This is a genomic window from Mucilaginibacter sp. CSA2-8R (assembly GCF_038806765.1).
Classification (GTDB): Bacteria; Bacteroidota; Bacteroidia; order Sphingobacteriales; family Sphingobacteriaceae; genus Mucilaginibacter.
Genome location: NZ_CP152389.1, coordinates 4,596,858 through 4,613,082, shown reverse-complemented (window position 1 = coordinate 4,613,082; position 16,225 = coordinate 4,596,858). Strand labels below are relative to the sequence as shown.

12 protein-coding genes are annotated in these 16,225 nt (G+C 42.7%); 10 read left to right on the top strand and 2 right to left on the bottom strand.

Annotated elements, in window-relative coordinates:
• The first annotated feature begins 2 nt into the window (after positions 1-2).
• The 7 genes from pheT to AAGR14_RS19610 all read left to right on the top strand — a co-directional run bounded on the left by pheT (position 3) and on the right by AAGR14_RS19610 (position 9,999).
• Complete coding sequence (gene pheT, locus AAGR14_RS19640; RefSeq protein ID WP_342645945.1) at positions 3-2,405, top strand: phenylalanine--tRNA ligase subunit beta; 2,403 nt, start codon at positions 3-5, stop codon at positions 2,403-2,405.
• Between the two features lie 142 nt (positions 2,406-2,547).
• Positions 2,548-2,838 carry a hypothetical protein gene (locus AAGR14_RS19635; protein ID WP_342645944.1) on the top strand — a complete coding sequence of 97 codons (291 nt, stop codon included), beginning with the start codon at positions 2,548-2,550 and terminating at the stop codon, positions 2,836-2,838.
• A gap of 23 nt (positions 2,839-2,861) precedes the next feature.
• A complete protein-coding gene (locus AAGR14_RS19630; protein WP_342645943.1) occupies positions 2,862-3,155 on the top strand; it encodes a cell division protein ZapA in 294 nt (97 codons plus the stop codon).
• A gap of 181 nt (positions 3,156-3,336) precedes the next feature.
• Positions 3,337-4,899, top strand: coding sequence for a ribonuclease Y (rny, locus tag AAGR14_RS19625; RefSeq protein ID WP_342645942.1), 1,563 nt, complete (start codon positions 3,337-3,339; stop codon positions 4,897-4,899).
• Between the two features lie 68 nt (positions 4,900-4,967).
• On the top strand, positions 4,968-5,453 hold the full coding sequence (locus AAGR14_RS19620; RefSeq protein ID WP_342645941.1) for a hypothetical protein: 486 nt from the start codon (positions 4,968-4,970) through the stop codon (positions 5,451-5,453).
• A 224-nt stretch (positions 5,454-5,677) separates the two neighbouring features.
• Positions 5,678-8,440, top strand: coding sequence for a TonB-dependent receptor (locus tag AAGR14_RS19615; RefSeq protein WP_342645940.1), 2,763 nt, complete (start codon positions 5,678-5,680; stop codon positions 8,438-8,440).
• An 89-nt stretch (positions 8,441-8,529) separates the two neighbouring features.
• The gene (locus AAGR14_RS19610; protein ID WP_342645939.1) at positions 8,530-9,999 is read left to right on the top strand and encodes a hypothetical protein; all 1,470 of its coding nucleotides are present in this window, start codon (positions 8,530-8,532) and stop codon (positions 9,997-9,999) included.
• Positions 10,000-10,071: 72 nt separating this feature from the next.
• Here the strand turns inward: AAGR14_RS19610 and AAGR14_RS19605 are convergent, their stop codons facing one another.
• Entirely contained in the window at positions 10,072-11,826 is a 1,755-nt protein-coding gene (locus AAGR14_RS19605; RefSeq protein ID WP_342645938.1) for a GNAT family N-acyltransferase, read from the bottom strand.
• A gap of 64 nt (positions 11,827-11,890) precedes the next feature.
• Here AAGR14_RS19605 and AAGR14_RS19600 point away from each other — a divergent pair, with 64 nt between their 5' ends.
• The 3 genes from AAGR14_RS19600 to AAGR14_RS19590 all read left to right on the top strand — a co-directional run bounded on the left by AAGR14_RS19600 (position 11,891) and on the right by AAGR14_RS19590 (position 14,865).
• Positions 11,891-12,757: a helix-hairpin-helix domain-containing protein gene (locus tag AAGR14_RS19600; RefSeq protein ID WP_342645937.1), complete on the top strand. Its 867-nt coding sequence runs from the start codon at positions 11,891-11,893 to the stop codon at positions 12,755-12,757.
• Between the two features lie 146 nt (positions 12,758-12,903).
• On the top strand, positions 12,904-13,260 hold the full coding sequence (locus AAGR14_RS19595; RefSeq protein WP_342645936.1) for a hypothetical protein: 357 nt from the start codon (positions 12,904-12,906) through the stop codon (positions 13,258-13,260).
• Positions 13,261-13,335: 75 nt separating this feature from the next.
• The gene (locus AAGR14_RS19590) at positions 13,336-14,865 is read left to right on the top strand and encodes a DUF4394 domain-containing protein (protein WP_342645935.1); all 1,530 of its coding nucleotides are present in this window, start codon (positions 13,336-13,338) and stop codon (positions 14,863-14,865) included.
• Between the two features lie 72 nt (positions 14,866-14,937).
• Here AAGR14_RS19590 and AAGR14_RS19585 read toward each other — a convergent pair whose 3' ends face one another.
• Complete coding sequence (locus AAGR14_RS19585) at positions 14,938-15,969, bottom strand: LacI family DNA-binding transcriptional regulator (RefSeq protein WP_342645934.1); 1,032 nt, start codon at positions 15,967-15,969, stop codon at positions 14,938-14,940.
• Between the last annotated feature and the right edge of the window lie 256 nt (positions 15,970-16,225).

The following is a 16,225-nucleotide window of genomic DNA, read 5'->3' as shown; positions in this document are numbered from 1 at the left end:
TAATGAAAATTTCGTATAACTGGCTTAAAGAGTTTATTCAAACTGATAAGTCGCCCGAAGATATATCGCAAATATTAACCGGCATCGGCCTCGAGGTAGAGAGCCTGGAGAAAGTGCAAGCTGTACCCGGTGGCCTGGAAGGCCTGGTGATTGGTTATGTAAAAGAGGCACAACAGCATCCCAATGCCGACCGCCTCCGCGTGACCAAAGTTGATGTAGGTGGTGCTGAAGATTTGCAAATTGTTTGTGGCGCGCCCAATGTAGCTACCGGTCAAAAAGTAGTGGTTGCCACCGTGGGTACAACCGTACATCCTAACCAGGGCGAGCCATTTAAAATCAATAAATCAAAAATAAGGGGTGAGGTTTCTGAAGGCATGATTTGCGCTGAGGATGAGATTGGCTTAGGCGAATCGCACGCCGGCATTATGGTGCTGGACGCCGATGCTGAGGTAGGTACCCCCGCCAAAACTTATTTTAAGCTGAATGATGATTACCTGTTAGAGATTGGCTTAACGCCTAACCGCGCTGATGCGGCCTCGCATTTAGGTACTGCACGCGATATTGCTGCTTTCTTAAAAATCGAAATTAGTAAACCGGATGTTTCTGCCTTTAAAGTAGACAATACCAGCCGTACTATCCCTGTTACCGTAGAAGCAGAGGCGGCTTGTCCGCGTTATGCCAGTTTAACCATCAGTGGTGTAACCGTACAGGATTCGCCGCAGTGGTTAAAAGAACGTTTGGCCGTAATTGGGGTACGCAGTATTAATAACATTGTCGACGTTACCAATTACGTTTTGCACGAGTTAGGCCAGCCGTTGCATGCCTTTGATGCGGATGCCATTGCCGGAAACCAGGTGCTGGTAAAAACTTATGCTGAGGGTACCGCCTTTGTTACTTTAGATGATGCAGAACGCAAGTTATCTGCCGATGATTTAATGATTGGCAATGCCGAAGGCCCGATGTGTATTGCAGGGGTATTTGGCGGTGCAGGTTCTGGTGTAAAAGATTCGACTACTGACGTATTTTTAGAAAGTGCATATTTTAACCCGGTATCGGTACGTAAAACATCAAAGCGCCATGGTTTAAAAACAGATGCTTCTTTCCGTTTTGAGCGCGGTGTTGATCCTGATATTACCGTATATGCCTTAAAGCGTGCTGCCCTTTTGATACAAGAAGTTGCCGGCGGCGTAGTATCTTCAGAAATATCTGATATCTATCCTTCGCCGGTACAACCGTTCAGTGTAGAGGTTACGTACCGTAACATCGACCGGTTAATTGGTAAAGCTATCGGGCAGGATACTATCAAAGCTATCATCAAAGCATTGGACATCGAGATAATTAACGAAAGTGCCGAAGGTTTATCGTTACTGGTGCCGCCTTACCGCGTAGATGTAACCCGCGAGGTTGATGTGATTGAAGAAGTGTTACGTATTTACGGATATAACAATATCGAGATCCCTACGCAGATACGCGCATCTTTAAATAATTCGGCCCGGCCCGAAAAAGATACCGTACAAAATGCCATTGCAGACTTGCTGAGCAGCAACGGTTTTAACGAGATACTGTCTAACTCATTAACCAGTTCATCATATGCTGATAGTCTGGATAATGCGGTTAAGCTGCTTAACCCGCTGAGCAGCGATTTGGACATTATGCGTCAAACATTACTGTATTCGGGTTTAGAGGCTGTTGCTTATAACCAAAATCGTCGTCAGGCCGATTTAAAGTTTTACGAGTTTGGTAAAGCTTATTTCTATGAGGATGGCAAATACACCGAAACCCAGCGCCTTGCCGTATTCGTCACCGGTGCCTCAGCACAAGAGCAATGGAACCAGAAAGCTTCACCAGTATCATTCTATCATTTAAAGGCTTTGGTGGATGGTTTGCTGTCGCGTTTAGGGATTACCGACTATACTACGGATGAAATAAATACGTCGGAACTGAGTTACGGGTTGCAATACAACTTTAGGGGCGGTAAAACACTGGTTAAATTTGGTTCGGTGCTGCCGGCTGCGCTTAAAAAAGCAGGAGTAGAGAAAGAAGTATTTTATGCCGACTTTAATTTTGACACCTTGCTTAACCTGGTGCGTAAAAATAAAGTGGTGTATAAAGAAATTTCCAAGTTCCCTTCAGTTCGCCGTGATTTATCAATGCTGGTAGATACACAGGTAACCTTTGGTCAGTTAAAACAGATTGCTCTTAAAACTGAGCGCAAACTGCTGACTGATGTGAATGTGTTCGATATTTACCAGGGCGATAAGCTGCCGGCAGGTAAAAAATCATACGCTTTGAGCTTTATGTTGCAAGATGAGGAAAAAACATTAACTGATAAGGCAATTGATGCTATTATGCAAAAACTTATCTATAATTTTGGAAAAGAGGCAGGAGCCGAGATAAGAAAGTAATGAGCGGTTGGGTGAATAGCTATAATGACGTGAGTGCTTGCCGTCAAAACGGCCATTGGGCTGTGATGCCGGGTGCTGCGTTTAATAGGGTGTTTTATCCGCTTGTTTATCAGGCCTGTCACTCGTTCACCAATTCATAAAGATGCCGTCAGTAACTGATCAGTTAAGTATAGTAGTTGAAAAAACAGAGCGCATGATTGCGCTTTGCCAGGCTTTGCAGGAAGAAAACGATTTGCTAAAGCTCGAAAATCAATCATTAGGTGTGGCTTTAAGTGCGAGCCAAAATAAAAACAGCGATCTGGAAGAAAAGCTTCGTGTATTGAAGTTGGCTAAATCATTTTCCGACACAAATGAAAAAAGCCTTGACATCAAGCAAAAAATTAACGAATTTGTGCGGGAAATAGATAAGTGTATTGTGTTACTAAAAAAGTAACACTGTAAAGTGAACAAGCTCAAATGGGAGAAATCTCTGTAAAAATAAATATTGCCGACCGTGTTTATCCCTTAAAGATTGATACGGAAGAGGAAGAAATTATACGTCGGGCAGCAAAACTGATTAACGACCGCATTAAAGAATACCAGGAAAACTATGCGGTAAAAGATAAGCAGGATTTGCTTTCAATGTGTGTGTTGCATTATGCCACCGCATCATTAAAAGCAGAACGTAAGGTTACGGTTGAAGATACAACCGTAGCCGAAAAAGCTTACCAGTTAGATCATATGCTCACCGAGTTTTTTAATAAGCAATAGTCGTTCTTTATACAATTATAGAGCACATTAAATTTAACCGCAGTTAAATTATAAGTTTCACTGGCAAGCATTAGCGCTGCCCGGTGGCCGTTAACCTGTATTTATACTTGTTATACGTTACCGGCATACGCTTTATTACATGATACTTTAATTTAGTTGCGGTTTTTTATTATATACAATTATGAACATTTTAGAAATCATCATCGGCCTGTTGGTCGGGGCCATTATCGGCTTCGCTGTGGGGCGTTACCTGCTCAATAAACTATTCAAAGAGCGGGATATAGCAGCTCAGAACAAAGCGAAGAAGATACTGAAGGACGCCGAAAACAACGCCGAAATCCTGAAGAAAAACAAACAATTAGAGGCCAAAGAGCGGTTTTTACAACTAAAAGCCGAACACGAGCAGGAAGTAAACGCCAAAAACAACGCTATTAATCAGCGCGAAAACTCCATTAAACAAAAAGAGCAATCGCTTAACCAAAAGCTGGAAAACGCAAACCGCAAAGACCACGAGTTAGACAGCGTTCGTAAAAACCTGGAAAAACAAACCGATGTATTGCACAAAAAGCAGGAAGAGGTTGAGCATTTGAAACAGCAACATTTACAACAGCTGGAAAGCATTGCAGGCCTGACCGCCGAAGAAGCTAAAAACCAACTGGTAGATAACCTGCGCGAAGAGGCTCGTACCAAGGCCATGATGCAGATTAAGGATATTGTTGATGAAGCTAAGTTAACCGCTACTAAAGAAGCTAAGAAAGTAGTTATCCAAACCATACAGCGTACGGCTACCGAAAGCGCTATTGAGAACACCGTATCTATCTTTAACATCGAGAACGACGAAATTAAAGGTCGTATCATCGGTCGCGAAGGTCGTAATATCCGTGCGCTGGAAGCAGCTACCGGTATTGAGATTATTGTTGATGATACCCCGGAAGCCATTATCCTTTCAGGCTTTGACCCGGTTCGCCGGGAGATTGCCCGTTTAGCTATGCACCGCCTGGTAACCGACGGCCGTATACACCCGGCACGTATTGAGGAGGTGGTAGCTAAAACCCGCAAGCAGATTGAAGAAGAAATTGTAGAAATTGGTGAGCGTACCGTTATTGATTTAGGTATACACGGTTTACACCCCGAATTAATCAGGATGGTGGGCCGTATGCGTTACCGTTCGTCTTACGGGCAAAACCTGTTGCAGCACTCGCGTGAGGTGGCTAACTTCTGTGCTACTATGGCGGCAGAATTAGGCTTAAACGTAAAGTTGGCAAAACGTGCCGGCTTACTGCACGATATTGGTAAAGTGCCTGACGATAACCCGGAGTTGCCACACGCTATTTTGGGTATGCAACTGGCCGAAAAGTATAAAGAGCATCCGGAAGTGTGTAACGCCATTGGTGCTCACCACGACGAAATTGAGATGACCTCAATGATTTCGCCCATTATCCAGGCTTGTGATGCTATATCGGGCGCTCGTCCGGGTGCACGTCGCGAGGTGGTAGAAAGCTATATTAAACGTTTGAAAGAACTGGAAGAATTAGCTTTATCATATCCTGGTGTAGAAAAAACCTTTGCTATCCAGGCCGGCCGTGAGTTGCGCGTGGTAGTAGAGAGCGAAAAAATCAGCGATGCTCAATCGGAAGTATTAGCCGCTGATATTTCTAACCGCATCCAAACCGAAATGACCTACCCAGGCCAAATCAAAGTAACCGTTATCCGCGAAACCCGCTCGGTAGCTTTTGCCAAGTAATTTTAAGATATAATGTATTTTTGCAAGCGACAAGGCCAGCCTTGTCGCTTTTTTAATTTTTACTATTCATGAAACCTAAAGAAGAGTTGAGACCGGTTGAACGCCAGTTTGAAAATTACAGTAAAACAGTGAGTACATTGCCTAACACAGCTTTGTTGTATGCCGCGGTTATACTTACTTTATTTGGTTTAATGCTTTTTGCCTGGGCATTGCCGTTTCCGCATTTAGGTTTTTTAGGCAAGTATAATGGTTACGTAAATTGGGCTTCTTTTTTAATTGCAGGGTTAATTTATTATTACCTGCGTTTGTCACCCACGGTATCTTACCTATTGCTTTTTATTCTTTTTGCATTTTCTTATATCATCATTCAGTTGGAGCAGCGTTTTACAGGCAGTGGCTTGTTACTTACGGGCTTAGGTGTTTTGTTAGTTGGTTTGGCAGGGCAACGGGTTATCTATAAAAAGCTCAGCAACGTGCCGGTATTTACAATGATGATAAACGCCCCCCTCTGGTTAATGGTAAGCCTGTTGCGTAAGCTAAAGGTTAGATATTAATTTTTTGTTGGCTTAATGTGAAAATTAGTTTCTCAAAGCAAACCCAGCGACCCTAATTTATTGCCGATTATTAAAAGTTATAGGAAAAATAATTTTTGACTGCAAATATGTTAAAATATAAGTGTTGTTAATGATTAATTAATAAAGAGCGCATGAAGGCTTAATCTCGATGTAACGTTATTCTAATACTGTGCTAATAGTTTTGCGGCAACAAACAAACGCACGTGAAAAAATTAGCTGCTCTTTTAGCAAGCTCCTTGCTTGCTATAATTCTTGCTGCCTTTTGTATGCCGGTGTGGGCACAAAGCGGTGGCAAATTATCCGGTAAGATTACCGACCAAAAAACCGGGGAGGCACTGATTGGTGCTACCGTTACTATTGAGGGTTCGACCCGCGGAGCTGCTACTAATGTAAACGGAGAATATGTAATTAATGATGTTCCGGCCGGTACACAAAGTATTTTGGTTAAATACATCGGTTATCAGAATAAACAAGTATCCGAAATACAAATTAAAGCTGGGCAGGTTACTGTACTCAACATTGTACTTAACGAGGCTGCAACCCAGCAACTGGCAGCCGTTACCGTAAAGGCTACCTTTAGGCAGGAATCGGTAAATTCACTTTACGCCAAACAGAAAAACAACGCCGCTATTACTGATGGTATTACTGCCGAAACTATCAGACGCTCTCCGGACCGTAGTGCTTCGGATGTATTACGCAGGGTGAGTGGTGCCACGGTACAGGATAATAAATTTGTGGTAGTTCGTGGCTTGAGCGATCGCTATAATACGGCGCAGTTAGATGGTAGCAGTTTGCCAAGTACTGAACCTAACCGTAAAGCGTTTTCGTTTGATATTGTGCCATCAAATCTTATTGATAACCTGGTTATCAATAAAACCGCTTTGCCTAATCTTCCGGGTGATTTTGCAGGTGGTGCGGTGCAAATCAATACCAAAGATATTCCAGACGAAAATTTTGCAACCATCAGTGCCGGTTTAGGTTATAATACCAATACGACCTTTAAAAATTTTCAGAGTGGCTATCGTAATACTTTAGATTATTTGGGTTTCGACAATGGCTCCAGAGCATTGCCATCTGGCTTTCCGACAACCAACCGCATTAATAGCGGTACTTTAACCCAAGATCAGCAAACGGCTGCACTGCGCTCTTTAAATCCTAATTACCGGGTTTACAACTCTAATGCATTTGCCAATCAAAACTACCAAGTATCTATAGGCCGGGTTAAAGACATTGGTAAAAATGGAAACCGTTTTGGTGCCATTGTAGCATTAACGTATCGCAACACGCTGCAAACCATACCCGACCTGAATATTGATTACCATGTTTATGAATATACCGACCAGAAATATCGTTTCTCAACCAGTATAGGTGCTTTAGCCAACTTTGCCTACAGCTTCGGAAAGAATAAAATTACTTTCAAAAACATTTATAACCGAAATTTTGACGACCAATATCTTTACCGGGTAGGTTTAGATCGTAGCACCGGCTACTTAAATAGGTACACCGCTTTTGACCTCATTGAGAAGGGGCTTTTTAAAACTACATTGCAGGGCGACCATAGTTTAGGCGAAAAAGGAGCCAAGCTTACCTGGGTAGGTAGCTACAGCAATATCACTAATAACCAGCCCGATCAACGTAAAGCTAATTATGCCTTAACTGGATCGGCTTATGAGGCTACTATTGGTACTTTAGGTAAGCAAAATGCTCGTTACTTTTCGGACTTGAACGAAAACGTAGTAAACGGTGGGGTTGATTACTCTGCACCGGTAACCATGTTTAAAGAGAAAGGTATTTTTAAGGCAGGACTGGCGTCCAGCTACCGCGACCGTAGTTTTTCACCACGTTTTATTGGGCCTGTATTAAATACAAGTGCGCCTTTAGACGTTAGGTTATTACCGTTAGACAGGATCTTTTTACGCAGTGTAATTAATCAAAATTATTACAACCTGCAGGATATCACCCTGGCTGATGACCCTTACACAGCACACAGTTATACTAATGCTGGTTATGCTATGCTGGACAATAAACTTAGCGGCAAGCTTCGTTTGGTTTGGGGTTTAAGGGTAGAAAAATTTGATTTGGATTTAACCACGGCAGGCGGTAAAAAAGCAACTTTAAATAATTTCGACTTTTTGCCATCAGCCAATGCCACCTACGCAGTTACGCCAAAGGCTAACTTCAGGCTTTCATACTCGCGTACGGTAGCCCGTCCGGAACTGCGCGAGCTGGCCTTATCTACTTACTTTGATTATGAGCTCATCGCCACAGTACAGGGTAACCCTGATTTAAAGCGTACGCAGATACAAAATTTTGACTTACGTTATGAGTTTTATCCGGCAGCGGGTCAGATCATGTCGGTGTCTGCATTTTACAAAAACTTTAAAAATGCCATCGAATCTTATTTCGATGATAAATTATCAACACCTAATATTACTTATTTCAATTCTCAACAGGCTAACAACTACGGTTTAGAGTTTGAGTTCAGAAAGAATCTGGATTTTATAACCAGTAAGTTAAAAAATACCACACTGTATACCAACATTGCCCTGATTAAATCTACAGTTAAAGACCCACGTTTAGATTTATCTGAACCGGATGGCAAACGGCCTATGGTGGGGCAGGCACCTTATGTAATTAACGGCGGCTTACTGCAAACTTTTGATAACAATAAGTTTAGTATTAATTTACTGTACAACCGTGTTGGTCCACGTATTTTCAGGGCTGGCGGTACCGTGTTCCCATCAGTTTATGAAAACGCGCGCGACGTGTTAGACCTGCAATTAGGTTATCGCGTATTTAAAAACAAAGGCGAGTTCAAATTAAATTGCAGCGATTTGTTCAACCAAAACACGCTTTTTTACTTCAAAGAAGGCAAACCAACTTACTCACTTTCCGAAGGATCAACTTACAATAAGTACCGGTTAGGTTCTTCATTCACCCTGTCTTACACCCACAGTTTTAGATAAGCAATGGTAATAGTATGGTAAATGCTATTTAACGTTTAGTTTATATGTTTTTAATTTATTTGTCCAAACACACAAATCCAAAATCAAGTATGAAAAAGAGTTTAATTTACTTATTTTCTATTACATTGTTAGCATTCTCGTTTGCTTCTTGTAGCAAAAACGACATTGAAGACACAGGAGACAGCGGTACATCGTCTGGCTCTGTAGTAGAAATTACAGGCGATATTGCTGCCAGCACAACCTGGACTGCCGATAAAATTTATTTGCTGAAAGGTTTTGTTTACGTTACTAACGGAGCAACCCTCACCATCCAGCCAGGTACCATTATTAAAGGTGAAAAATCTACAAAAGGTACTTTAGTAATTACCCGCGGTGCTAAGATCAATGCTACCGGTACAGTTGATAAGCCAATTGTATTTACGTCGGCCGTTACTGCCGGTGGCCGTTCAAGCGGTGACTGGGGTGGTTTGATATTGTTAGGCAAGGCACCTATTAATCCATCGGGCGGTGTAGCCACTATTGAAGGAGGTTTAGATGCCAAAGGCGATGCTGCAAAATACATCCAGTACGGTGGTACTGATGCTGCCGATAACTCAGGTACGTTGAAGTATGTACGTGTAGAGTATGCCGGTATTCCGTTCTCACCAGACAACGAGATTAATGGTATTACCTTTGGTGGTGTAGGTTCGGGTACTACTATTGATTATGTAGAAGTTTACCGTTCTGGAGACGACTCTTATGAGTGGTTTGGTGGTACTGTTACTGCAAAACATTTGCTTTCAATTGGTGCTGTTGACGACGATTTTGACACCGACTTTGGTTTTGCAGGTAAAATTCAGTTTGGCTTAGCGCAACGCGCTCAGGTGGTTGCCGATTTTTCGGGCTCAAACGGGTTCGAGTCTGATAACGACGCAACTGGTTCTAACAACGCGCCGCAAACAAGTGCCGTGTTCTCTAACATGACTATTGTTGGTCCGCTTCTTAACGTTACCGCAAACGGCGGCAGCTTATCTAACATCAACGCTAACTTCCAGCATGCAGCTCAAATTCGTCGTAACTCATCTATCAGTATTGCTAACTCTGTCTTCACTAACTATTTTGAAGGCATTTATTTTGATGATGGTACCGTAGTTACTGCTAAAGCAACTTCTGCTAATTACTTAGCCGGTCGCAGCGTATTTACCGACAATTTAATCTTCAACTGTAATGCAAAAGGTAACGAAGTAAAAGGCCAGAACAAAGGCGACTTCGAAACCCAATTACGTGCTGCCAATACCTTTAACTCAGCTTTAGGGGTTGGTGATGTGTTAACTGATGCTCTAAAGTACGGATCAGATTTCAAAGCTTCTGGTAACGCTAACGCAGGCACTCCAAATTTTACGGTTAAAGCTGGTTCTGCCGCCGCTTCGGGTGCTGTATTTACCAACGCAAAATATACCGATTCTTTCTTTGAAAGAGTTGCTTACAAAGGCGCGTTCGGTACTGACAACTGGGCTGCTAACTGGGCTCAGTTTGACCCGCAAGGCTTGGCTTACACTACTCCTGGTGCTGTAAAATAAGGCAACATCATTTAATAAAAAATGGCTGCTTAAATAATTAGGCAGCCATTTTTAATGTGCAAAAAATATAATTTATAAATTTCTGCCAATCTTATCCAATACGTCTTTTGGTACCTTTTCCAGGTCCAGAACCAGGAAGCCATCCAGGCAGTCGGCAAACTTAGGGTCGATGTTAAAGCCGATAATTTTGGCGTTCAAGGCAATATATTGCCTTAATAACACCGGTACCTTAATGTGATGAGTCTCAATTTCAGAAATCAGGTTATCCAGTTTCTTAAAGGTTTCGTCGCCGGCCATCAGTGCCTCCGCATCAATACTCGAAAAATCAACTTTAAACTTTTTGCGAGGTCTTACATACTGGGCCAGTTCATCATCAAAATGGTGTTTGGTGATATAATCAACAATGAGTGATTTGGAGAATTTAGAAAACGTATTGCTGATGCTTACCGGCCCGATCAGGTAACGATAACGCGGGTTATCTATCAAAAACTTTAAAATGCCTTTCCACAATAAAAATAACGGAAGTGCTTTTTGTTGATATTCCTTGCGTATCCAGGAGCGGCCTAACTCTAAACTGGTTTTTAAAATATCGCTGAACTGCGGCTTTATCTTAAATAAATTGGCAGTGTAAAAGCCGTTCTTGCCAAAGCTCTCAAAAATTTCGTCGCCCATGCCAATCCGGTAGGCGCCTACAATCATACTGGTTTTGGTATCCCAAATAAACAGATGATGATAATAAATATCATACTCGTCCAGGTCTGTACTGTTATTGGTACCCTCGCCAACCTCGCGGAAGGTTACCTCGCGCAATCGGCCAATTTCACGTATAATGCATGGGATTAAAGCGGTAGGGGCTATAAAAACCTCGTAGTTTTTTTCGGTCCATACCCGGTAGTGCTCCCTGAGCGGTTCCAGTTCGCGCTCCATCATCTGGGCAGCAGTAGGGGCAACAATTTCTTTTGATTCCTTTTTTATCTTAAACAGGTTACGCGGATTAAACAGGCGTTTCTCGTCTTCTAATCCAGCACCTAGAGCATAAGTTTTAGCCCGTAAAAAATTGAGTAGCTGTGTAGCGTTGGCAGCATTGGGAATATCTGCCACCTGGATAGGCTTACCAATACGCAGCTTAATGGTATGCCCCTGCTTATTAAATAGCTCAGACGGTAATTTAGCCGTGCGCAAAGCAGGATGAATGAGGCTTAGCAGGTTAAACAGCAAGCCATTATTACCATGAAAATAGATAGGCACCACCGGCACTTTAGCTTTGGCAATCAGTTTGCCTACTACAGGATGCCACATGCGGTCGGTTACCTGTTTGGTATCTAATTTATAGGTTGATACCTCGCCTGCAGGAAAAATACCTATCGGCGTGCCTTGGCGCAGCAGCTCAAAGGTAGCTTTTATACCGCTGATGCTTGAGGAGTGGTCTATGTTTTCGAAAGGGTTAACGGCAATAAAATAATCGGCCAGGTTAGGAATTTTTTTGAGCAGAAAATTGGCCATCAGTTTAGCATCGGGCCGCACCATACACAAAATCTTTAATAAAATCATCCCCTCAATGCCACCATAAGGGTGGTTGGCAATGGCAATAAAGGCGCCATCGGCCGGTATGTTTTTTAGTTCGCTTTCGTCAAAATCGATGGTAACGCCGCAGCCTTTTAAAATGGCATCCACAAACTCGGGGCCTTGCTTGGGCTGGGCCTGGGCAAACAAATCGTTAACCTGGTTAATTTTCATTAACTCCATGAGCAGCGCCGCCAAGCCCGGCATCTTCAGCTTATCCAGTTTGGTAGCTTTGGCAAACTCATCGGTAGTTATAATTTTCATAGATAAAGGTATCCGGCTAAATTTTTATAAATTTAACTAATTTAACAAAGCCTAAGCTATTCAGTTGAAGCCAGCCATCAAAAATTACTTCACTTTAACCAAATCCGACTGGAATGGGCTGGTTATACTGGTGCTGCTTATCATAGCGGTTATGTTTGCACCGCAGGTGTACGAGTATTATCATCCGCCTAAAGCCGTAAACTTTTACAAACTAAACCAAGCCGTAGCTCAGCTAAAAGCTGCAGGCGTAACCGGGCAAGGTGCTTTAGATGACGAACCGGATGCTCCGGAAAGACCCCGAAAACTATTTGTATTTAACCCTAACCATTTATCGGTGCAGCAATGGCAAAAGCTCGGGCTTAGCGATGGGCAAATTAAAGGTATTAAAAACTACGAAGCCAAGGGCGGGCGGTTTTATACCAAGGCCGACGTGAAAAAGATGTACACCTTAACACCTGCCGACTACAAGCAACTGGCGCCTTACATCCAACTGCCGGCAGGGGATACTGACCCTGACGCAAAGCCGGCCATGATTGTAGAACTGAATACAGTTGATTCGGCCACCTTAACGCAGCTTAAAGGGGTTGGCCCTGCCTTTGCCCGGCGTATTATTCAGTACCGAAATCGGTTGGGCGGTTTTCATGCCAAAAAACAGCTCAAGGAAGTGTACGGACTTGATGATACGCATTACCGCGACATACAAAGTCAGTTTACCATTAACCGCAATAAGATTAAAAAGCTGGACGTGAATGCCGTAGAGTATGAGGATTTAAAGAATTTTCCGTACCTAAGCTACAAACAAATGAATGCACTGATACAATACCGTAAGCAGCATGGCAATTACGAAACGTTTGACGAATTACATAATGTAGCCATCCTTGACGATACAACGTTGCGGCAGGTAAAGCCATATTTTAAAATAAAGAAGTAATATCGATTCGGCGTTGCTGCATGGCTTGTGCCTGCTGTTAACTCAAAATTAAATATATTCTTTCATTGCAAAACCGTTGGTTTCTTTCCTTCGTAAATGTGTGAAATGACTGCCATTTTGTGCGGTTGTTTGCAAATACACTACTCATGATCATCAACCAACGCAATAAAAACAAGCGTACGGCTATTGGCCGTGTGTTTAGGTGCGTAGGTTTTTTATTATTAATGATATTTATTGGCCGTGTTGCCTTGGTTAGCATTTATGGTTATGCTGGTGTGCCAAAGTTGAATGTAAACACAACATCGGGCAATGCCGAAGAGCAAAACGACGATAAAAAAGAGGAGAGTAAGTACACCGAAAAGCAATTTAAATGTATAACTCAGGACAGTTTTGTGCTTTTAATTCCTGTGTATACTTTTTTAAGTAGGCCCTCATTTCACTACGCAACTGGCTTTATTGCCCCACATTCTCTTGCGGTACTTACGCCGCCGCCCAACTGCTAATTTAATTCCTGCTTAATTATTCTTTAAACGCTTGTTTTAAGGCGTTGCTATTTACCTGTACAATCAATTTTACTTATGAAATCTATAAAAACTTTTATTCCGGTAAAGGTGGCTGCCTTGTGTGCGCTTGCCTTTCTATTTTCAGCAACTTCATGTAAAAAGGATCGCCGTAATAATGAAGGCGAAACTATTGTAATTGCACCTAATGTTACTGTATACGCCTTGAGGCAGGATAACCGGCTGCTTGGTTTTAATGCCCAATCGGGTGCCGAGGTTAGCGCTCAGGTAAGCATTACCGGTATGCAAACCGGCGAAACCATGCTGGCCATTGACTTTAGACCCGCAACCGGACAATTATACGGCGTAAGCAGTGGCAGCCGTATTTATGTCATCAACCCCACCACTGGTGTAGCCAGGGCTATTAATAGTACACCTTTTACCCCGGCTATTAATGGCACAGCGGTAGGTTTTGATTTTAATCCTACGGTTGACCGTATACGCCTGATAACCTCGAACGGGCAAAACCTACGGCTTAATCCGGAAACTGGTTTAATAGCCTTCACCGACGGAACCTTGAACGGTGCCACCGGTGTTAAAATTTCTTCGGCCGCTTACACCGAAAATTATGCCGGTGCAGCTACCACCATTTTGTATGATATTGATGGCGCTACCCAAAAGTTATACAAGCAAGACCCGCCTAACGACGGTAAACTGGTTGAGGTGGGCAGTTTGGGCGTACAATCAACCGAAGTGGCCGACTTTGACATCAGTCCCGATAATAAAGCTGCACTGGCCCCTATTACCGTAGGTGGGCAGCAAGGGTTATATGTGATTGACTTAACCAATGGTAAAGCTTATAAAGCCGCAAACTTTAATAACAAAGTGTTGAGCTTAGCTATACCAACCAACCCGGTAGCTTATGCTGTAAGCGTGAATAACGAGTTGATGATTTTTAACCCGGCAAATCCTACGCCTGTGGTTAAACCTATTACTGGCTTACAAACTAATGAATCGGTGGTAGGTATTGATTTTAGGCCGGTAAACGGTCAGTTATATGCCTTGGGTAGCACCAGCCGCTTATATACCATCAATACCTCATCAGGTGCCGCTGCTGCTGTTGGCGGAGTATTCAGCACAGCGTTGTCTGGCACTGCTTTCGGATTTGACTTTAATCCAACGGTTGACCGTATACGGGTGGTGAGTAACACCGGCCAAAATTTACGTTTAAATCCTAATGATGGTACGGTAGCGGCAGTTGATGGTGCGCTTACTGCTGCCAACAACAGTATTACAGGCGCTGCATACACCAATAATTTTGCAGGCGCAACTACTACAGTTTTGTTTGATATTAACTCGCAGAATGGCCGCTTATACCGTCAGGATATGCCTAACGACGGTACGTTGGTAGAGATAGGCTCTTTAGGTGTAACTATTGATGCTGCCAATGGCTTTGATATTGGCGGCTCGAGTAATATTGCCTACGCTATATTAACGGTTGGGGGTACCACCAGATTATATGCAGTTAACCTGCAGAACGGTGCACTTACAGCCGGCCCTACGTTTTCTCAGGGTGTGCGGGGCTTTGCATTGGGCTTAGGTTTCTAAAAACTGTCCTGATCGTAAAAAAGCCGGTTTGTTTAATAGCAAACCGGCTTTTTTGTTAAGCTTAATTTATTATCAGGATATTTTTTTGGATGATTCGCGCACAATTAACTCCGCTTCTACTTCTTTAACGGTGTACTCGTAAACCGGACATTTACTTTCAATGGTGTTAATTAATAGCTCGGTAGCTAACTGTCCCATCATAAAAGCGGGTTGCCGCACAACGGTTAATGGCGGGTCAAATGATTCGGCCACGTCCGAATTGGTGAAGCCGGCCAGCGCTACATCATTAGGAATACGGTAGCCTAATTTTTTAAGCACAGGTATACAGCGGGTAGTCAGGCGGTCGCTGGTGGTAAATATAGCCTGCGGCCGTTCGGCCATGCTCATTAATTCGTTTATTGCCATTTCCAGTTCGTCTATCAGCATACCGCCATGGTAACAATATTTAATATATTCGGCTGGTAAGCCGATCTTGTGTTTATCTAACGCGGCTTTAAAGCCTTCAAAACGTTCGCGGCTAATGAATAGATTATCCGTATTGGTAATGTAGGCAATCTTAGTAAAGCCCTGATTAACGAGCAGTTCGGTGGCATCAAACGCCCCCTTATAATTATTGATTTTTACCTGGTGGGTATGAATGTTAGGTGCGATACGGTCAAAAAAAACAATCGGAAATCCTTTATCCAGCAGGTATTTGTATTCTGACAGATCAGTAGTTTCGGCCGATAACGAAATCAGCAGTCCATCTACATGGCGAGACAATAAGTGCTGTATGTTAGCCGCTTCCCTTGCTGCCGATTCGTGTGTTTGGGTGATAATGACGTGATACCCTGAGTTGTACGCAATTGATTCGATGCCATTGATGGCCTGAGAAAAATAATTATTGGCCACCTCGCACACCACTACGCCAATTGATCTGCTTTTTTGTTCTTTTAAGCTTAGCGCAATCGGGTTGGGACGGTAGTTAACTTTTTCGGCATACTCAACAACCAGTTTCTTGGTTTCAGCGCCAATTTCGTAACTGCCGTTTAATGCTCTCGAAACTGTGGATGTTGAAAGTCCTAACGCCTTGGCTATATCTTTTATGGTGTAGGCTTTAAACATAATGGGTGTTTAAAAATAGGCTTATAATTTGTAAAAACCTATTTAATTGTCGTAAAAGGAAATTACCATTGTGTATTTACTGCAATCGTTTCCGGGAACGATTGCATGTTTTTTGTACTCCATATGCTTTGTTTATTTAATCTAAGTCTCTAATCTTGTGTAACCGATTGCAAAACCAACCAGTTTTATAAACCACTGGGCGATCTTTAATAACCAATTATTTTTTGTCGTTCGCTTTTTAAGTTTTTAAAGAGAG